This window comes from Mycobacterium sp. 360MFTsu5.1 (assembly GCF_000383495.1).
In the GTDB taxonomy this organism is placed as follows: domain Bacteria; phylum Actinomycetota; class Actinomycetes; order Mycobacteriales; family Mycobacteriaceae; genus Mycobacterium; species Mycobacterium mucogenicum_B.
On sequence record NZ_KB911462.1, the window covers coordinates 174,006 to 192,235 of the forward strand.

At 69.7% G+C, this 18,230-nt stretch carries 22 protein-coding genes and 1 riboswitch; of the genes, 11 read left to right on the plus strand and 11 right to left on the minus strand.

Going from position 1 to position 18,230, the window contains the following annotated elements:
* Positions 1 to 46: 46 nt before the first annotated feature.
* Positions 47 to 2,284, minus strand: coding sequence for a helicase-associated domain-containing protein (locus H289_RS0100965; protein WP_020098879.1), 2,238 nt, complete (start codon positions 2,282 to 2,284; stop codon positions 47 to 49).
* 84 nt (positions 2,285 to 2,368) lie between these two features.
* Between H289_RS0100965 and H289_RS0100970 the strand changes: the two genes are divergently transcribed.
* Genes H289_RS0100970 through H289_RS0100985 form a run of 4 tightly spaced genes read left to right on the plus strand, consistent with a single transcriptional unit; the run spans position 2,369 to position 3,934 of the window.
* On the plus strand, positions 2,369 to 2,563 hold the full coding sequence (locus tag H289_RS0100970; RefSeq protein WP_020098880.1) for a hypothetical protein: 195 nt from the start codon (positions 2,369 to 2,371) through the stop codon (positions 2,561 to 2,563).
* Between the two features lie 41 nt (positions 2,564 to 2,604).
* A complete protein-coding gene (moaC, locus tag H289_RS0100975) occupies positions 2,605 to 3,039 on the plus strand; it encodes a cyclic pyranopterin monophosphate synthase MoaC (protein WP_051128370.1) in 435 nt (144 codons plus the stop codon).
* Positions 3,036 to 3,515 (plus strand): MogA/MoaB family molybdenum cofactor biosynthesis protein, encoded by a 480-nt coding sequence (locus tag H289_RS0100980; RefSeq protein WP_020098882.1) that lies wholly within the window; start codon positions 3,036 to 3,038, stop codon positions 3,513 to 3,515. Before moaC ends, H289_RS0100980 begins: the two co-directional genes overlap by 4 nt.
* Positions 3,512 to 3,934 carry a molybdenum cofactor biosynthesis protein MoaE gene (locus H289_RS0100985; RefSeq protein ID WP_020098883.1) on the plus strand — a complete coding sequence of 141 codons (423 nt, stop codon included), beginning with the start codon at positions 3,512 to 3,514 and terminating at the stop codon, positions 3,932 to 3,934. The genes H289_RS0100980 and H289_RS0100985 overlap by 4 nt, the downstream gene beginning before the upstream one ends.
* Before the next feature lie 201 nt (positions 3,935 to 4,135).
* Here the strand turns inward: H289_RS0100985 and H289_RS0100990 are convergent, their stop codons facing one another.
* The 4 genes from H289_RS0100990 to H289_RS0101005 all read right to left on the minus strand — a co-directional run bounded on the left by H289_RS0100990 (position 4,136) and on the right by H289_RS0101005 (position 7,400).
* The gene (locus H289_RS0100990) at positions 4,136 to 5,263 is read right to left on the minus strand and encodes a transglycosylase family protein (RefSeq protein WP_020098884.1); all 1,128 of its coding nucleotides are present in this window, start codon (positions 5,261 to 5,263) and stop codon (positions 4,136 to 4,138) included.
* A gap of 7 nt (positions 5,264 to 5,270) precedes the next feature.
* Positions 5,271 to 5,443: riboswitch (cyclic di-AMP (ydaO/yuaA leader) on the minus strand.
* A gap of 234 nt (positions 5,444 to 5,677) precedes the next feature.
* The gene (locus H289_RS0100995) at positions 5,678 to 5,935 is read right to left on the minus strand and encodes a MoaD/ThiS family protein (protein WP_020098885.1); all 258 of its coding nucleotides are present in this window, start codon (positions 5,933 to 5,935) and stop codon (positions 5,678 to 5,680) included.
* Between the two features lie 2 nt (positions 5,936 to 5,937).
* Positions 5,938 to 6,999 carry a GTP 3',8-cyclase MoaA gene (gene moaA / locus H289_RS0101000; protein WP_020098886.1) on the minus strand — a complete coding sequence of 354 codons (1,062 nt, stop codon included), beginning with the start codon at positions 6,997 to 6,999 and terminating at the stop codon, positions 5,938 to 5,940.
* Positions 6,996 to 7,400, minus strand: a complete 405-nt coding sequence (locus H289_RS0101005; RefSeq protein WP_020098887.1) for a YccF domain-containing protein — start codon at positions 7,398 to 7,400, stop codon at positions 6,996 to 6,998. Before H289_RS0101005 ends, moaA begins: the two co-directional genes overlap by 4 nt.
* A 149-nt stretch (positions 7,401 to 7,549) precedes the next feature.
* Between H289_RS0101005 and H289_RS0101010 the strand changes: the two genes are divergently transcribed.
* Both H289_RS0101010 and H289_RS0101015 read left to right on the plus strand, forming a co-directional pair.
* A complete protein-coding gene (locus H289_RS0101010; RefSeq protein WP_020098888.1) occupies positions 7,550 to 7,960 on the plus strand; it encodes a cold-shock protein in 411 nt (136 codons plus the stop codon).
* An 83-nt stretch (positions 7,961 to 8,043) separates the two neighbouring features.
* Complete coding sequence (locus tag H289_RS0101015) at positions 8,044 to 9,048, plus strand: glutathione S-transferase family protein (protein ID WP_020098889.1); 1,005 nt, start codon at positions 8,044 to 8,046, stop codon at positions 9,046 to 9,048.
* 9 nt (positions 9,049 to 9,057) lie between these two features.
* On the opposite strand, the gene H289_RS0101020 is transcribed toward H289_RS0101015, so the two are convergent.
* On the minus strand, positions 9,058 to 9,540 hold the full coding sequence (locus H289_RS0101020; protein ID WP_029104640.1) for a DUF2771 domain-containing protein: 483 nt from the start codon (positions 9,538 to 9,540) through the stop codon (positions 9,058 to 9,060).
* Complete coding sequence (locus tag H289_RS0101025; protein WP_081633273.1) at positions 9,537 to 11,255, minus strand: MFS transporter; 1,719 nt, start codon at positions 11,253 to 11,255, stop codon at positions 9,537 to 9,539. Before H289_RS0101025 ends, H289_RS0101020 begins: the two co-directional genes overlap by 4 nt.
* 429 nt (positions 11,256 to 11,684) lie before the next feature.
* Between H289_RS0101025 and H289_RS0101030 the strand changes: the two genes are divergently transcribed.
* A complete protein-coding gene (locus tag H289_RS0101030) occupies positions 11,685 to 12,383 on the plus strand; it encodes a DUF3027 domain-containing protein (protein ID WP_051634883.1) in 699 nt (232 codons plus the stop codon).
* On the opposite strand, the gene H289_RS0101035 is transcribed toward H289_RS0101030, so the two are convergent.
* Both H289_RS0101035 and H289_RS0101040 read right to left on the minus strand, forming a co-directional pair.
* Complete coding sequence (locus tag H289_RS0101035) at positions 12,380 to 12,838, minus strand: SRPBCC family protein (protein WP_020098893.1); 459 nt, start codon at positions 12,836 to 12,838, stop codon at positions 12,380 to 12,382. The two genes, H289_RS0101030 and H289_RS0101035, sit on opposite strands and share 4 nt — an antisense overlap.
* 28 nt (positions 12,839 to 12,866) lie before the next feature.
* Positions 12,867 to 13,133, minus strand: a complete 267-nt coding sequence (locus H289_RS0101040; RefSeq protein WP_020098894.1) for a DUF2530 domain-containing protein — start codon at positions 13,131 to 13,133, stop codon at positions 12,867 to 12,869.
* A gap of 41 nt (positions 13,134 to 13,174) precedes the next feature.
* Between H289_RS0101040 and H289_RS0101045 the strand changes: the two genes are divergently transcribed.
* From H289_RS0101045 to H289_RS0101055, 3 genes are read left to right on the plus strand one after another with little or no spacing between them, the layout of a single operon-like run.
* Positions 13,175 to 13,606 (plus strand): Rv0880 family HTH-type transcriptional regulator, encoded by a 432-nt coding sequence (locus H289_RS0101045; protein WP_020098895.1) that lies wholly within the window; start codon positions 13,175 to 13,177, stop codon positions 13,604 to 13,606.
* A gap of 23 nt (positions 13,607 to 13,629) precedes the next feature.
* Positions 13,630 to 14,451, plus strand: coding sequence for a TrmH family RNA methyltransferase (locus H289_RS0101050; protein ID WP_051128371.1), 822 nt, complete (start codon positions 13,630 to 13,632; stop codon positions 14,449 to 14,451).
* A 10-nt stretch (positions 14,452 to 14,461) separates the two neighbouring features.
* The gene (locus H289_RS0101055) at positions 14,462 to 14,737 is read left to right on the plus strand and encodes a DUF2537 domain-containing protein (RefSeq protein WP_020098897.1); all 276 of its coding nucleotides are present in this window, start codon (positions 14,462 to 14,464) and stop codon (positions 14,735 to 14,737) included.
* Positions 14,738 to 14,836: 99 nt separating this feature from the next.
* On the opposite strand, the gene sepH is transcribed toward H289_RS0101055, so the two are convergent.
* Together sepH and serC are read right to left on the minus strand one after the other, a co-directional pair.
* Positions 14,837 to 15,766 carry a septation protein SepH gene (gene sepH / locus H289_RS0101060; RefSeq protein WP_020098898.1) on the minus strand — a complete coding sequence of 310 codons (930 nt, stop codon included), beginning with the start codon at positions 15,764 to 15,766 and terminating at the stop codon, positions 14,837 to 14,839.
* Between the two features lie 125 nt (positions 15,767 to 15,891).
* Entirely contained in the window at positions 15,892 to 16,998 is a 1,107-nt protein-coding gene (serC, locus tag H289_RS0101065; protein ID WP_020098899.1) for a phosphoserine transaminase, read from the minus strand.
* Between the two features lie 205 nt (positions 16,999 to 17,203).
* Here serC and H289_RS0101070 point away from each other — a divergent pair, with 205 nt between their 5' ends.
* Entirely contained in the window at positions 17,204 to 18,220 is a 1,017-nt protein-coding gene (locus H289_RS0101070; protein ID WP_029120319.1) for an AurF N-oxygenase family protein, read from the plus strand.
* Positions 18,221 to 18,230 lie beyond the last annotated feature (10 nt).

Genomic DNA, 18,230 nt, shown 5'->3' on the forward strand with positions numbered 1-18,230 from the left:
CGTGCCGGGCCTCCCACCCGCGAGGGGAACGGGACCACGGCACGCGTTATTCCGGGGCAACCACCGAGGTCACCCGATGGATCGCGAATTCGCGGACCCGCCCGGCGGCCGGGTCGTAGGCGGTCAGCTGGCCGCCACGGACGTTGACGGGCGCCACCACGCGCTGCGTGGCCACCCCGGCGGCGTCGACGTACCCGATGACCACCGACGATTGCGTCAGTGCGGCGTCGGTCAGCAGTGAGATGGCGGCCGCCGGGTCGAGCCGTTCCCCGTTGCCGCCGCGGCCGGTCTGCCGCAGGACGGCGACGATGGCGCCGAGCGTCTTCTCGTTCGGCGCCTGCGGGTGCCGGAAGGTGCGGCGGTGGATGGGCGTGGAGACGCGCGCGCCGAGCGGGCGCAGGTCGACGATGGTGCCCGACCAGTCCTCGGCGGCCGGCGCGAAGCCCGCGGTGCGCAGGCCGGCCAGCACGTCGGCGATCGGGGCCGGTGACACCGCGACGGTGGGGGCCAGGGCTCGCAGGCTCAACTGCTCGAGCGTGGGGGAGGCCAGCGCCTGCGCCAGCAGTGCCGGGTCCTCGCACCGGATGAACGACGATGCCATGCCGACCCGCAGCTGCCCGTGTCGTCGGGCCACGTCGTCGATGAGGTAGGTGAGGCCCTGCGGCACCGGCGTTTTGGAGTGCCGGGCGAACAGGGTGTGGATCTCGCTGGCGGTCCGGCCGGTGTCGAGGGCGCGGCGGATGGACTGCTCGCTGATGCGGTAAACGGTTGCCGCACCGGCAGATTCGATGTCGGCGACGGTCGCCAGCTGGTCGGCGAGGTCGCGTTCCAGCGGCCCGGGGACGACGACCGTCAGGTCGGCCTGCAGCAGGAAATGGTCGATGGGGTCGGGCAGTGCCGCCGCCATCGCGGCGACGACCTCTTCCTCGGGCGCGCCGGCCAGCAGCAGCCGGATGGGTCCGGCGATGGCGCCGCGGCCGACCATGCCCAAAGCGTGTGCCTCGGTGAGCAATTCGTCGGTGGGTTCGGGCTGCAGCCGGGCGGTCCAGCGCGGCCGGCGCCACAGCATCGCAGCCGAGGCGGTGGCGGTGTCCATGGTGCCGCCCGGCGGCAGCTCGGCGAGCACCGTCAGCAGCAGCCGGCGGTCCAGCGGCGCGGCCGACGAATACAGTGCATTGGTCAGGGCGGCATAGGGTTTGCCATCGGGCCCACGCCTGCCCACCAGGCCGGGACGGCACGGCAGGTCCAGCCAGGTGGTGGCCAGCAGGTGCCAGCGCGTCGCGGCGCTCGATTCGATGAACCGGTCCGCGGCCACGGTCGGCGCCCAGTAGGGGCCGTCGTCGTAGTCGTCGGAGTCCGGGATGCCCGATGCGATCAGCGTCGCCGCCGCGCAGAGCTCCAGGATCAATGACAGCCGGCCTTCGTCGATGCCGGTGACCTTGGTCAGCCGCTTGGCGTCGCGGACCCCGAGGCCGCCGCTGCGCAGCTCGGGAACCGGTGTCGCCGAAAGGGTTTCGAGGATCAGCTCGACTTCGCGCAGCAGGTCGATCGCCGAACCGGCCGCGGCCGCGTCGACGTCCTGCTCCGCGAGTACGGGTGTCGACGGTGCCGGTGGTGTCAGAGTCGTCGGCCCCGGTGCCTGGCCCCGCAGCACCTGGCCGACGAGTCGCGGCAGGATCACCGTCTCGTCGTCGATCGGGCGCAGCAGTCCGGCCGCGATCAGCTGCGGCACCGGACGGTCGGGTGCGGTTCCGGGAGCCGCGTCTTTCGTCCGGCCGATCGGGGATCCGTCTGCCAGCCGCTCCAGCAGCTCCCGCTGCGGCGTGTCGATGGCGGCCAGTTTCGCGGCGATGCCGTCGGCGTCGGGGTTCTCGACGGTGACCTGTCCGGGATACCAGGGCAGCACCGACGCCGCCTCCGAGACCACCCGCACCGTGTCGCCGCCCCACACCAGCCCGCGGGTGCGCAGCTCGTCGAGCGCCGACGTGACGACCTTCTTGTTGGCGCGCCCGGCCAGCAGTTTGAACAGCGCCCCGGTCGGCACCGCGATGGTCGTGGCCTGCAGCGTCAGCAGCGCATCCAGCACAGCCAGCTGCAGAAAATCGAGATCGTCGGTCGCGGCCTTGACCGACTGCCGCGACTGGGCGCGGGCCGCCAGCGCCGACAGGGTTGCCGGCGGCGGTTGGGTGAGGTCGGGCCGGACGCTGAGCAGCTGCACCAGCTGCGCGTCCGACATGTCGGCCAGCCAGGAGCCCAGCGGCACACCCGGGGATTCGTCGATCATTGCTGACCAGCGTAAAGCAGGTGACTTTGTCGTCCGCGCGTCCTCCGGCGCCCGGCCTCGCCAGCGGGCGCAGCGCCTGCCACAATGTCATCCGTGGCTGACAAGAAGAAGAACCAGTACGTCGACAATGGCTGGCCCGAGGTTTCCGGTGACGACCACGCCGTGAGCGAGCTGGCAACCGACCGTACCGGCGCACTCTCGCCTTTCGGCGACCTGGAGTTCCCGCTGCCGGCCGAGAAGCTGCCGTACATGCACCCGGTCACCGTCGTCAACAAGTAGCCGTGGAGCTCTCGCACCTGGACGAAACGGGTGCGGCCCACATGGTCGACGTGTCCGCCAAGGACGCCACCCGGCGTACCGCCGTCGCGGCGGGCGTCCTGCACACCCGCGCTGACGTCGTCGACCTCATCACCAGCGGTGGACTGCCCAAAGGTGACGCGCTCGCGACCGCCCGCGTCGCAGGCATCATGGCGGCCAAGCGCACCAGCGACCTGATCCCGCTGTGCCACCAGCTGGCGCTCACCAAGGTCGAGGTGGCGTTCGAGACGAGCGCGAGCGGCGACGCCGTCGGCATCACCGCCACCGTGCGCACCACCGACCGCACGGGCGTCGAGATGGAAGCCCTCACCGCCGTCAGCGTCGCGGCGCTGACGCTCTACGACATGATCAAGGCCGTCGACCCGGCCGCGCGCATCGACGACATCCGGGTGCTGCGCAAGGAGGGCGGCAAGACCGGCCTCTGGGAACGAGCATGAGGCGCACCGCCCGCGTCGTCATCGCCTCCACCCGCGCCGCCGCCGGCGTCTACGAGGACCGCACCGGCCCGCTCATCGTCGCCTGGCTCGCTGAGCGCGGGTTCGACGTGCCCGCGCCCGTCGTCGTCACCGACGGCGCCCCGGTGGGCGCCGAACTGCGCCGCGCGATCGCTGACGACGTAGACGTCGTCCTCACCTCCGGCGGCACGGGAATCTCCCCGACCGACGCCACCCCGCAGGCCACCGTCGAGGTCCTCGACTACCAGATCCCCGGGCTGGCCGACGCGATCCGGCAGTCCGGGCTGCCGCACGTCCCGACCTCGGTGCTGTCCCGTGGTGTGTGCGGCGTCGCCGGCCGGACGCTGATCGTGAACCTGCCGGGTTCGTCCGGGGGAGTGAAGGACGGGCTGGGCGTGCTGGCCGGGGTGCTCGACCACGCGCTCGACCAGCTCAGTGGAAAGGACCATGCCGGGTGATCGTGCTCCGCGCCGACCTCAGTGAATCGCCGATCGATGTCACGTCCCACGAGGCGCTGGTCGACCACAGCGCCGCCGGAGCCGTCGTGAGCTTCGCCGGTGTCGTACGCAACCACGACGGAGGCCGCGGGGTGACACGGCTGGAGTACTCGGCGCACCCGTCGGCCGCGGAGGTCCTGGCCGAGGTCGCCGCCGACGTCGCCGCCGCTTCCGAAGGTGTGCGGGCCATCGCGGTCAGCCACCGGATCGGGGTGCTGCAGATCGGCGACGCGGCGTTGGTGGCTGCGGTATCGGCCGACCACCGCGCCGCGGCATTCCGCACGTGTGCGCTGCTGGTCGACACCGTCAAGGAGCGGCTGCCGGTCTGGAAGCACCAGTTCTTCACCGACGGCACCGACGAATGGGTCGGCTCGGCCTGAGCGTCTCCGTCGAGCCTGCGCTGAGGGCGCAAGCTATTCGAGCTTCTGCACCGTGAATACAGAGTCAACGGCAGTGGAGGTCTGCGTTGTGTTGATCCTGCACTGAGGGCGCAAGCTACTCGAGCTGCTGCGCCCTGAATACAGAGTCAACGGAAAGAGAATCGCCCCGGTCGATGACCGGGGCGATTCTCTTTGTATGTATTACGGAGCCGGAGGGGCGTCGACGATCGGAGCCGGGCCGGGCGCCGGGGCGTTCGGCGGGGCCGGGATGCTGCCGCCGGGGGCGCCGGTGCGCGTCGAGGCAACCGCGAGCAGAGCGTCACGACCGGAGATGTCGTTGTTCTGGACCGCGTGCCACAGCTGCTTGAGGTAGCTCATGTTGGCGCTGTCGCCCGTGTCCGGTGCCTCCATGGTCGAACCCGGGGGCAGGTTGGTCGGGCTGGCGAGGTGCGGCGTGCCGTTCGGCGGGGTCTGGAGCGCGACCGGGGCGGCCGGCGCGGGAGCGGCGGCGTCGGCAACAGGGGCCGGAGCCGGGGCCGGGGCCGGGGCGTCGACGACCGGGGCCGGCTCGACCGGCAGGTCCTGCTTGGCGTGCAGGGCCCAGACGCCGGGCTCGGCGGGCGCGTCGGTGGTGTCCCAGTTGGCGGCCTGGATCACGGGCGCCGGGGCCTCGACCGGGGCTTCCGGGGCGGGCGCTTCGACGACGGGCGCCTCGGGGGCCGGGGCCGGAGCCTCGGGGGCGGGAGCGGGAGCCTCGGGCACGTCCAGGACGGGGGCCTCGGGGGCGGGGATCTCGTTCGCGACGTTGACGATCGCGGGGCCCTCGGGGGCCTCAGGGGCGGGCGCGTCCAGCGGAGCGGCGGCCTCGTGCGCCGGGGCCGGGTCGGCCGCGGCATTGAGCTCGGGGTTGTCCAGCGGGGCGGCCGGGGCCGGCGCCGGGTTGTTCTTCACGACGTTGCGCGGGGTGGAACCGGAGAGGCCCGTGCCGCAGACCGGCCACGCACCGCGGCCCTGGCTGGCCAGGACGCGCTCGGCGACGGCGATCTGCTGGTCCTTGCTGGCCATGTTCGCGGCGGGCGCGTACTCGCCACCGCCGTGGGCGCTCCAGGTGCTGGGCGAGAACTGCAGCCCGCCCTGGTAGCCGTTGCCGGTGTTGATGGCCCAGTTCCCGCCGGATTCGCAGCGGGCTACCTTGTCCCATTCGCCGTCGGTCGCGGCGGAAGCCTGCGCGGCGAGGGCGATGGTGCCGCCACCAAGAACCGCGCCGGTAAAGGCGATCTTGGCGACAGAGACGCTGGACGTGGTCGGTTTACGGTGGCGTCCACTCATGAAAAAGCAGTCCTCTCGTCAACGCCTGCGAGGTCAGCTGTCGGGTTCGGGCTGGAGAGGTTGCCCGGCCTGCAGAGCAGGCTTCACCCCAAGGAGCCGAGGCTCCTGGTCCTGATTTCCTCGGTGGACCGGTTGGGTCCCCCGCCTCCATCCACGGGTTGTCGTCGGCCGCACCTGATGGATGGAGCTAGGCGTTTCAGGTGCGGGTGCCAAAGGGTCGCTCTGGCTTGAGAGACGACGGTATCGGGTCAGGTGGGTTCCGTCACCTCGACGGATTTTGGGCGTTTCGGGCCCGAGCAAATTATGAGAGGACTTTAAAGCCGCTGGCTGATTCGGCGTTTTCGCAGGTGTTGTTGCGGGTCAGGGGCGCCACAGCCAGGTCGTTACCGATTCGTTATGTGAGGCATTTCACAATTAGCCGCCGGCGAAGGGGGGTAAGACATCGAGCGTCTCGGCCGTCGCGAGCGCGGTGTCCAGATCGCGGACGGCGACGCCGTCGCGCAGAAATGAGCAGCGTGAGAGCACTTTTGCCACATCTGCCCCACGGGTACCAATGGAGTTCACCAGATCGCGGACGGTTACACCCTCATTGAGCTGCAACGTTTCGGTCTCGATTCCGGTTGCGGCCTTCGCGGCGGCGAAATAGCGCACCGTCACCACCAGTTCAGCCACCGTCAGCCGCCGATCGCGCTCATCGGGCGGTCCGGCTGGACGAAACCCGGATCGTTTATTCCATGACCCGCCGGCTTGGCCCACATCGCGGCCCGCCAGGCGGCCTCGAGCGCATCGTCGTCGGCGCCGCCTCGCAGCAACGCCCGCAGATCCGTCTCCTGCTGAGAGAACAGGCAGCTGCGCACCTGGCCGTCGGCCGTCAGCCTGGTGCGGTCACACGTGCCGCAGAACGCGGCGGAGACGGACGCGATGACGCCGACGGTGCCCAGCACCGCGCCGTCCTCGTGGACCTGCCAGAGCTCGGCGGGTGCGGAACCCCGCGGCGCCGGGTCCGGGCGCAAGCTGAATTCGCGCCGCAGCGCCGCGAGAATCTGGTCGGCCTGCAGGACCGAACCCCGCTGCCAGTGGTGCCCGGCATCCAGCGGCATCTGCTCGATGATCCGCAACTGGTATCCGTGCTCGAGGCAGAAGCGCAACAGCGCCGGGGCGTCGTCCAGCCCAGTCGCCGGGTCGAGCACCGCATTGACTTTGACGGGACTCAGCCCTGCGGCCTTGGCGGCGGCCAGGCCGTCGAGGACGTCGGGGAGCCGCCGGCGCCGGGTGATGGCGGCGAACCGGTCCGGGTCCACGGTGTCGAGGGAGACGTTGACGCGATTGAGGCCGGCCTTCTTCAATGCGGCCGCGCGCTTGGCCAATCCGATGCCGTTGGTGGTCACGGCGATGGCCGGACGTGGTTGCAACGCGGCCGCCGCCGCGACGACGTCCTCCAGATGCGGAACCAGCAGCGGCTCGCCGCCGGTGAACCGCACGCCCGTGATGCCCAGCCGCGTCACGGCCACCCGGATCAGCCGGGTGAGCTCTTCGAGAGTGAGAAGGTCGGTGCCGGGCAGCCAGTCGAGGCCCTCGGCCGGCATGCAATAGGTACAGCGCAGATTGCAGCGGTCGGTGAGTGACACCCGCAGATCGGCGGCGACACGGCCGTACGTGTCGATCAGTGGCCCCGTCGCCGGGGCCGGACCGACAGGCCGCGCGATGGTCGGGAGGCCGAGTGGCGTGAGCGTCATTTCTGCCAGGCTGGTGCGGGGTGGGTCTGGTCAACCGGGACGATCTGCTTGCCGAGGGGCAGCAGCGACACCGGGATCAGTTTGAGGTTGGCCAGCGCCAGCGGGATACCCACGATGGTCAGCGCCTGGGCGATGGCGGTGGCGATGTGGCCGAGCACCAGCCACCAGCCGCACAGCACCAGCCAGATCACATTGCCGACCAGGGCACCCGGACGCGGGCCGGGCTTGTCGACGACCGTCTGGCCGAACGGCCACAGCGCGTACACGCCGATGCGGGCCGCGGCGACGCCGAACGGAATGGTGACGATCAGAATGAAGCAGATCAGTGCGGCGAGGAAGTAGCCGAGCGCCAGCCAGAGGCCACCGAAAACCAGCCAGATGACGTTCAGGATCAGGCGCATGTCACCTCCTATAAATAGAGGCTTCAGCCTACCGAGTAATGGGGATGCTGCGATCGGAGGTGGCCGAGTAGAATCAACGCCAACGCGTCCTGCGGAGGTGGGGCGCTTTCGTTATGTAACCGTATGTTGAGAACGAGCAGGTGAGACCAGTGCCAAGCGGCCGGGTTAAGTGGTACGACACGGAGAAGGGCTTCGGCTTCCTCTCTCAGGAAGAGGGCGAGGACGTCTACGTCCGCTCTTCGGCGCTGCCCGCCGGGGTTGAAGGTCTCAAGGCCGGTCAGCGCGTCGAGTTCGGCGTCGCTGCCGGACGCCGCGGTCCGCAGGCGCTGAGCCTCAAGCTGATCGACCCGCCGCCGAGCCTGTCGCGCACCCGTCGTGAGGCGGCTGCGCCCGAGCACAAGCACACGCCCGACGAGCTGCACGGCATGGTGTCGGACATGATCACCCTCCTCGAGGACGCCGTGCAGTCCGAGTTGCGCCGGGGCCGTTACCCCGACCGCAAGACCGCCCGCAAGGTGTCCGAGGTGGTCAAGGCCGTCGCGCGCGAACTCGACGCCTGATCTATCCGCGGAACGTTGGCTTGTGTCCGAGAGTCGGCTGATTTCTCGCACACAAGCCAACTGTTCGCGGGCAGACTGGGGACGTGTCCTACGTCAACCCAGGTTCTGAATACACCCGCGACACCAACTACATCAGCACCCGGATCACGGCCGACGGTCGTGACGGGTACCCCGTGGAACCCGGCCGGTACCGGCTGATCGTCGCCAGGGCCTGTCCCTGGGCCAACCGCGCCATCATCGTCCGCCGGCTGCTGGGCCTGGAAGATGTTCTCTCCATTGGCTTTTGCGGTCCGACGCACGATCAGCGCAGCTGGACGTTCGACCTGGACCCCGGTGGCGTCGACCCGGTGCTGAAAATCCCGCGGCTGCAGGACGCGTACTTCAAGCGCGTCCCGAACTACCCGAAGGGCATCACGGTGCCGGCGATCGTCGACGTGCCCACCGGCGCGGTCGCGACCAACGACTTCGCGCAGCTGACGCTCGACCTGTCCACCGAATGGACGGCGTATCACCGCGACGGCGCGCCGCAGTTGTACCCGGAGCACCTGCGCGACGAGATCGACACCGTCGCCAAGCGCGTCTACACCGAGGTCAACAACGGCGTCTACCGCTGCGGGTTCTCGGGGTCACAGGAGTCGTACGACGCCGCCTATGACCGGCTGTTCACCGCGCTGGACTGGCTGACCGAAAGGCTCAGCAGCCAAAGGTATTTGGTGGGGGACACCATCACCGAGGCCGACGTGCGCCTGTTCACCACGCTGGCCCGGTTCGACCCGGTCTATCACGGGCACTTCAAGTGCAACCGGTCCAAGCTCACCGAGATGCCGGTGCTGTGGGCGTACGCCCGGGACCTGTTCCAGACACCCGGCTTCGGCGACACCGTCGATTTCGTGCAGATCAAGCAGCACTATTACATCGTGCACGCCGACATCAATCCGACGCAGATCGTGCCGAAGGGTCCCGAGTTGGCCAACTGGCTGACGCCGCACGGCCGGGAAGCGTTGGGCGGCAGGCCTTTCGGTGACGGTACACCGCCTGGCCCAGTCCGCGACGGTGAGCAGGTGCCGGCCGGTCACTGGGCTGTATAGGCCTGGCGGCTACGGCCAGACGGTCCGCACGGCCCATTCGGCGTGCGGCAGCGGGAACTCGTTGCCGTCGGAATCCCTTGCCAGAGTGGGCAACTGGACGGCGAGCCCGAGCAGCTTGCCGTGATGCGGGTCGACGGTCGGGATGGTCACGGCCAGCCGCTGGTTCGGCCGGAACTCGCTGACGGTGGAACCGCCGTCCTCGTACGCGCGCAGCAGCACCCACGGTGCGCGCGCGACCGGCTGCGGCACCGACAGCTGAATGGGGTGCCGCGCCGTGACGTGCAGTTCGCCCGTCGTGGCGGGTACGTCGCACGCCTTCAGGTGCACATCGCAGTAGCGGTACGGCCCGACTCGGGTCAGCTGGCCGTCGGTGAAGGCGCTGATCTCGGGGAAGCCCGGGCCCTGGTGCCGCGTCAGCCGCCAGACCAGGACGCCCGTGGCCGTCGCCGACAGCACCGCGACCACTGCCAACAGCGCGAGAACTCGTTTCATATCCATCCTTGGCGCGCCCCGGGCATTGCCGCGGGATCGGGCCGTGGTCCTTCCTGCTCGGCTAGTACGGGCCGGTTGCCGCCGAAGCCCGGGATCAGTGAGCCACCGTTGTAGCTCACGAGGGTCTGGGCCAGCCCGGGGATCAGCAGGGCACTGACCGCGGTGAACCCGACCCAGAGGTCGGTATAGATCAGCACACCGACGGCGCCGCCGATCACCCAGGCCAACTGCAGCACCGACTCGGACCGGCCGAAGGCCGATGCCCGCGACGCCTCTGGCAGGTCGTGCTGCAGCGAGGCGTCGAGCGATGCCTTGGAGATCGCCGTGGCGGCCGAGGTGATGAGCGCGGCGGCCGCGGCCACCATCAGATTGCCGGCCACCGCGGCGGCGATCGCCGAGGCGGTGACGATGACCGTTGCGCGGACCACCACCTGCGCGGGGTGTCCCAGTTTGAGCCGGGCGCTGGCGATGTTGCCGGCGAAGTTTCCGATACCCGCGGCGGCGCCGATGAGCCCGAGGATCTTCAGCTGCTCCCACGCACCGGCGTCATGCGACTTGGCGACGAACGCGGGGTACAGGAACAGGAACCCGACGAGCACCTTGATGGTGCAGTTGCCCCACAGCGACGTGATGATGTTGCGGCCCAACGGCTGTCGCGGGGACTTGTCGTGATGCGGGTGCCTTAGTTGCTCGGTCGGCGCGTGATACGACAGCGTCGCCGGCACCTCACCCTCGGTGACCTCGACCCATTTGGGGATGCGCATCGTCAGCACGGCACCCGCGACAGCGACGACGGCGACGACGTAGAGCGCGCCCGGCAGGTGTATCAGGCCGAAGGTGTACTCGAACGCCGCGGCGAGGCCGCCGCCCAGCCCGGTGCCGCCCAGCAGTCCGAACATGGTGAGCCGGGAATTGACCCGGACGAGGTCGATCGTCGGGGGCAGCACCCGCGGCGTCACGGCGCTGCGCAGCACGCTGAACGACTTGGACAGCACCATCATGCCCAGCGCGCACGGGTACAGCACCCACGGCGGATAACTGCCCGTGGCGCCGTCGTAGTTGCCGATCAACACCAGCGCGAGCACGACACGCAGCGCGAACGACACGGCCAGCGCGACCCGCCGGCCGTGCTGCACGCGGTCCAGCGCCGGCCCGATGAGCGGGGCGATCACCGCGAACGGCGCGATGGTGATGAGCAGGTACAGGGCCACCTTGCTCTTGGACTCGCCCGAGGCCGCCGCGAAGAACAGGGTGTTGGCCAGCGCGATGCCCATCGCCGCGTCGAGCGCGTTGTTCGCGACGACGGGCCAGGTCAGCGCCGTCAGGCCGGATTTGTCGGCGCCGTCGGCGGTCGCGGCGCGGTGCACCAGCCCGTACACCTTGGTGCCCATCTCGCGGCTGCGCTGGGCGGCGGCACGGGTGACGGTGATCTTCTCGCCGCCCGCGGGGCCGCGACGCCGGTCGTCGTCACCGCGGCGCCGGTCGTCGTAGTCGTCGTCGTACCCGTGACCGTTGTGGTGATCGTCGTCGAGCGGCGGCAGCCACCGGTTGTCGCTGTGCGACGACGACCCCCGCGGCGGCGGCCGGCGGCGGGAATGACCAGGATCGCTCGGATAGTTGGCCATGCCCGGATGCTCTTCGTCACCGCGGCGCGGTGGGCGCGGCGGGTAGTAGCGGGGATCCCCCGACCTCCCGGCATCCCGCGGTCCACTCATGAGCACGATTGTTCCCCATGCAGCCGACGGCGGCGCGCAGGCAGGCGGTGTGGCCTTGTCCTGGGTGGTCAGGCAGTATTGATCACGATGGACATGCCCAATGACACCGAATCGGCAGCCGTGACGCCGGACGAGTCGACGCCGACTGAGACGCCGGTCGAGGTGCCGACGCCTGAAGCCGCCGCGGAATCCGCCGACGCGGTCGAAGCTGCTGCCGACGCACCGGACGCCGCCGAGGCGCCCGAGACCGTGGACGAGCCGCAGCCGCAGGCGGCCGACGAGTCCCCGGCTGTCGAGGCCGCCGTCGATGAGGTCCAGGTCGTGGCGACCGACGACGCGCCCGCGACCGAGGCGACCCCTGAGGAAGCCCCGGAAGCCGAGGCGGTTGTCGAAGAAGAAGCCGACCTGCCCGACCTGACCCCGATCCTGATGGGCGCGGTCGACCAGGCCCGCGCCGCGATCGTCGAGTTCAGTGGCGAGGGCGTCGTCGGCGAGTACCTGGGCGCCAGCTTCGACGACCCGGCGTCGGTGACGCATCGTTTCCTCGCTTCGATGTCCGGCTACCACGGCTGGCAGTGGGCCGTGGTGCTGGCGACCTACCCGGGCGCCGACCACACGACCGTCAGCGAAGTGGTCCTGGTGCCGGGACCCGACGCGCTGCTGGCCCCGCAGTGGGTGCCGTGGCACGAGCGCGTGCAGCCGGGTGATCTGAGCCCGGGTGATCTGCTGGCGCCGCCGCCCGACGACCCCCGGCTGGTGCCCGGTTATCTGGCCTCCGGTGATCCCGAGTGGGACGAGGTGGCTGCCGAGGTCGGGTTCGGCCGCAAGCAGGTGCTCAGCGACTGGGGCCGCACGGATGCCGCACAGCGCTGGCAGGACGGCGACTTCGGCCCGAATGCCGCCATGGCCCGCGCCACCCGCCGGACCTGTCGTGGCTGTGGCTTCTACGTGCCGCTGTCCGGGTCGCTCGGCCTGGTGTTCGGCGTGTGCGCCAACGAGTTGTCCGCCGACGGCCGTGTGGTGTCGGCAGAGTACGGCTGTGGCGCCCACTCGGACACGCCGCCGCCGGAGCCCATCGGCTCACCGGCCTTCGAGCCTTTCGACGACGGCGTACTCGACCTCGGCTAAGCGCCTTCGGCCGCGGCCTTGATCCGGCTGAGCGAGGTGTTCATGCCCTCGACCAGCTCCACCTCGAAGCTCGGCACTCCGCCCATGAAGCGGTTGATCAGCGTGCTGGAGATCGGCTTCACGGCTTCCGCGCGCCGGCTCACGGTCAGCTTGGTGCCGGTGCCTGCGGGCTCGAGGTCGTAGGTCCACTGGGTGTTGTTGGTGTTGACCCGGAACGACAGCTTCTTCTGCGGGTCGACCGCGGTGATCGTCGAGGTCGTCGGCCAGAAGAGCGCGCCACGACGGTTGAGGTTGACGGTCTTGGTGCCGACCTTGACGGCGCCGACCGACTTCATCACCCGACACTGCGGGCTCCACTTGGGCATGTTGTCGAGATCGGAGACCAACGCCCAGACCTTGGCCACCGGCGCGTTGATGGTGATGTCTGCCTGCAGCAGAGGTGTTTCTCCAGCCATCGGACTCTCCCTATCGAGATGTGAATGGTCAGCGCAGGCCGCGTTGGGCACCTCGTGCGCCGCGCCGGGCCGCGCTGCGTTGCCACAGAAATATAGAGGTGCCCAGGACACCGACTCCGAGGCCCGCGACGGTCACCGGCCGCCAGCCGTGCAGGGCCGCGACGGTGAAGGCCAGCACCACTGCCACCAGCCAGCCGACCGCTATCACCACGATCACCGGAACCGGGTCGAGGAGGCGGTCGGGGAGGGCCGGCGGAACGGGTGCCGCCGGATGTTCGTGCGCGGGCGTGGCCATCTCCTCTAACGCTAGTCGATCGATCGGTACGCTATCTGCTCGTGACGGACGCCGATGACCGCTTGGCCAATGACCTGTCGCTGGCCGTCGTGCGGCTGGCGCGGCAGTTGCGATTCCGTCGTCCCGATTCCCCGGTGTCCCTGACGCAGTTGTCGGCCCTGGCCACGCTCGCGAAGGACGGCCCGATGACGCCGGGCGCACTGGCCACCCGGGAGCGGGTGCGGCCGCCGTCGATGACGCGCGTCATCGCGTCGCTCGTCGAGCTGGGGCTGGTGGAGCGCAGTTCGCATCCGGATGACCGGCGCCAGGTGCTGGTGGTGGTGTCCAAGGCCGGCGAGGAGCTGTTCGAGGCCGAGCGCCGGGCCGGCATGGAGTGGCTGCAGGGCCGGCTCGAGAAGCTCAAGCAGGAGGACCGCGCGACCTTGCTGGCCGCGGCGGACCTGATGTTCGCGATCATCGACGAAGCCCAGTGAGTGCCGCGACGGACCTCGACGCGATGGACGACGTCATCGTCATCGACGTCACCGATCCCGCCGACCCGCGGCTCGACGATTTTCGCGATCTCAACAGCGTCGACCGTCGGCCTGACCTGCCGTCGGGCAAGGGACTGGTGATCGCCGAAGGCGTGTTGGTCGCGCAGCGGATGCTGGCCTCGCGGTTCAGTCCGCGCGCGTTCCTCGGTACCGATCGCCGGCTGCGCGAATTGTCCGACGACCTGGCCGGCTGCGGCGTGCCCTATTACCGCGCCAGCGCCGAGGTGATGGCCGAGGTCGTCGGCTTCCACCTCAACCGCGGCGTACTCGCCGCGGCGCCCCGGCCCGTCGAACTGACGGTGCCCGAGGTGCTGCGGGGCGCGCGGACCGTCGCGGTGCTCGAGGGTGTCAACGACCACGAGAACCTGGGCTCGATCTTCCGCAACGCCGCCGGCCTCGGCGTCGACGCGGTGGTGTTCGGCGCCGGGTGCGCCGATCCGCTCTACCGCCGCGCGGTCCGGGTGTCGATGGGCCACGCCCTGCTGGTGCCCTACGCCCGCGCGGAGTCCTGGCCCGGTGATCTGAAGTTGATGCAGGACAACGGCTTTCACTTAATCGCCATGACGCCGGGGGCGGGGTCTGTGCCGCTGGCCGAGGCCCTCGCGCCGCTGGCCGGCGAGAAGGTCGGGGTGCTCGTCGGAGCCGAAGGCCCGGGTCTGACCGAACACACCATGCGGGCCTGCGAGGTGCGGGCGCGCATTCCGATGTCGCGCGGCACCGATTCGCTGAACGTCGCCACGGCGGCCGCGCTGGCGTTCTACGAACGCGCCCGAACGGCGGGCTAGATTGGCTCAGATGACGACACGGTCGCAGACGCCCTGGGGCACCGGACTGACGGTGTCGGCGTTCGTCGCTGCCGTGACGGCCGCCGCCATCATCGTCCTGTCCCTCGGGCTGCTGCGCGTGCATCCGCTGCTGGCGGTCGGGTTGAACGCCGTCGCGGTCGGTGGCCTGGCCCCGACGGTGTGGGCCTGGCGGGTGCGCCCGGTGTGGCGCTGGTTCGTCTGGGGCGCCGGTGTCGGTGTGGCGCTGGGCTGGATCGCGACGCTCGCGATTGCCCTGGGCCGCTAGCCCCGCCTGCCGTTGACTCTGTAGCTATGGCTGACTCTGTAGCTATGGCGCAGAAGTGCGACTAGCGGAGACCCTCAGTGCAGGGTCAACGCAACAAGATCAGCGCTGGCCGTTGGCCCGCACGCCGAGCAGGACGTCTTCCCACGCCGGAATCTCGGGCTTCTTCTTGCGCGGACGCGGTGCGGGAGCGGCCGGCTCGGGGGTCTCGACGACTGCTGCCGGCTCCGGCACGGGGATGGGCTCGGGTGCCGGCGGGGCCACCGGCGCGGCGGGCACCGGGGGAGCGGCCGGGGCCGGCGTCATGACGACGACCGGGGCGGGCGCGGGCTGCGGAGCGGGCGCGGGTTCCGGCTGGCGGACGGGCATCGGGATCTCGGCGACCGATTCCTCGAAGTGCAGCTGCGCGAGCGGCGCGACCGACCGCAGGGCCGGGCGGGTGTAGTTGGGGTCGATCAGCTCGGTCGCGGCGTCGTCGAACGCCGTGGTGGTGCCGCCGTGGGCGCCGGGGCTGAACCGGAAGTGCGCGACGTTGTCCGAACGTCCGGCCTTCCAGCCGAACTGCACGGTCCAGCGGCTGTCCTCGTTGCGCCAGGCGTCCCACTTGGTGGCTTCGGGGTCGAGGCCGCGGGAGATCAGGGCGCCGGTCACGGTCTCGAGCAGGGTCAGCACCGAAGGGCCGTCGGGCAGGATCGGGTGCGACGCGCTGGCGAGTTCGGCGGCGCGGGAGCGCTCCAGCAGCACCGGGTGGGCGAAGCGCATGATGCGCTCCGGGGTCACGCCCGCAGCTGCGGCGAGCTGCTCGACGGAGGCGCCGGCCCGGATGCGGGACTGGATGTCACGGGGACGCAAGGAGTTCGGCACCTCGACCTCGACTTCGATCTCCGTCTGGTTGATGGCGGCCCGGTCGCCGCGGACGGCGGCCTTCAGTCGATTGTCGACGCGCACCACGAATTTTTCGGCGGTGTCGGCGGTTTCGCAGATGATGCGCTTGCCGTCGGCGTCGAGTCCGACGACCTTGAGTTCCCTCATTGGTGACCTCCTAGGACGCGGCTTAACGGCTCACCCTAGCGCGTTATCGACTCGTAACCGTGCTGACACACCGAGGCGCGCAGCCCTTCATGGACTGCGCGCCTCGGTTAGGTGTCAAGTGGCGCTCAGAGGCGTTCCACGACCCAGTCGACGCACGCCGTCAGCGCGCTGATGTCGTCGGGGTCGACGGCCGGGAACATGGCCACGCGCAGCTGGTTGCGGCCCAGCTTGCGGTACGGCTCGGTGTCGACGATCCCGTTGGCGCGCAACACCTTTGCGACCGCGGCGGCGTCGACGTCGTCGTTGAAGTCGATGGTGCCGACGACCTGCGACCGCAGCGCCGGATCGGCGACGAACGGCGTGGTGAACGGACGCGATTCGGCCCACGAGTACAGCCGCTGCGACGAGTCGGCGGTGCGCTTCACGGCCCAGTCCAGGCCGCCGTTGCCGTTGAGCCAGTCCAGTTGCTCGGCGAGCAGGATCAGCGTCGCGATCGCCGGGGTGTTGTAGGTCTGGTTCTTGAGGCTGTTCTCCACCGCGATGGGCAGCGACAGGAAGTCGGGCACCCAGCGGTCGGTGGCGGCGATCTGCTCGACGCGGGCCAGCGCGGCCGGGCTCATCACGGCGATCCAGAGGCCACCGTCGGAGGCGAAGTTCTTCTGCGGCGCGAAGTAGTAGGCGTCGGTGTCGGCGATGTTGACCGGCAGGCCGCCGGCGGCCGAGGTGGCGTCGATCGCGACGAGGGCGTCACCGGCGGGACGCTGGATCGGCACCGCGACACCCGTGGAAGTCTCGTTGTGGGCCCAGGCCACGACGTCGACGTCGGGGTCCGACTGCACGGCGGGCGCGCTGCCGGCGTCGGCCTTGATGATGATCGGGTCGCCGACGAACGGGTTCTTGGCGACGCACGACGCGAACTTGCTGCTGAACTCGCCGTAGGTGAGGTGCAGCGACCGCTTGTCGATGAGGCCGAACGCGGCGGCATCCCAGAACGCGGTCGAACCGCCGTTGCCGAGGATGACCTCGTAGCCGTCGGGAGTGGAGAACAGTTGCTTGATGCCGTCGCGCACGCGCCCGACCAGGTTCTTGACCGGGGCCTGACGGTGCGAGGTGCCGAACAGGTCGCCGGCGGCGGCCAGCGCGGTCAGCTGCTCGGGGCGAACCTTGGACGGGCCGCAGCCGAAGCGTCCGTCGGCGGGCTTGATGTCGGCGGGGATGGTGAGCTCAGCCATGGCCCTCAGCGTAGTTGCAGGTCGACGGCCGGTGACGTGGGGATCCGGCTGCTTGCCCGACGGTTCAGCACGCAGGTGTGATGACCGTCACATTAGGTGTCCAGATGTGTGACGGCGGGCACTAGTTTTTAGGTGGTACCTCCGGTACCGTTCGACACAAGACAGCCGATTGTAAAGCTGACACAACAGCCTTGGGAGGCTCGAAATGGCTCGTACCCGGATGATCCGTCGTTGGCGCCGGAACATGGACGTGCTGGATGACACTGTCTACGTGGAGAAGCTTGCCACGCTGTCCGAGGGGTCGGTGCGGCGCAACTTCAATCCATACCAGGACATCGCCTGGGACTCTCCCGAGTTTGCCGTCGTGCCCAACGACCCGCGCTGGATCCTCCCGGACACCGACCCGCTCGGTGGCCACCCGTGGTACCAGTCGCAGTCGCAGGAACGCCAGATCGAGATCGGCATGTGGCGCCAGGCCAACGTCGCCAAGGTCGGCCTGCACTTCGAGAACATCCTCATCCGCGGCCTGATGGAGTACGCGTTCTGGGTTCCCAACGGGTCGCCGGAGTTCCGCTACTGCACCCACGAGGCCATCGAAGAGGGCAACCACACCCTGATGTTCCAGGAGATGGTCAACCACATGGGTGTTGACGTCCCGGGCATGCCCAAGCTGCTCAAGTGGATTCAGCCGCTGATCCCGCTGGCCGCCGGCCCGGCGCCCATCCCGTTCTTCTTCGGCGTGCTCGCCGGCGAGGAGCCCATCGACCACACCCAGAAGAACATCCTGCGTGAGGGCACCGAGCTGCACCCGATCATGGAGCGGGTCATGGCCATCCACGTGGCCGAGGAGGCCCGGCACATCTCGTTCGCGCACGAGTACCTGCACAAGCGCGTGCCGGAGCTGACCCGCTGGAAGAAGTTCTGGCTGTCGCTGTTCGTCCCGGTCACCATGCGCATCCTGTGCTCGGCGATCGTCGTGCCGCCGCGCGCCTTCTGGAAGAAGTTCGACATCCCGAAGTCGGTCCGCAGCGAGCTGTTCTTCGACGCCCCCGAGTCGCGCATGTTCCTGCGCAACATGTTCTCCGACGTCCGCATGCTGTCGTACGACACCGGCCTGATGAACCCGCTGGCCAAGCTCATGTGGAAGATCTGCAAGATCGACGGCCCGCCGAGCCGGTACCGCAGCGAGCCGCAGCGACAGCACGTCGTGGTCGCCGCCTGAGCATTTAGAT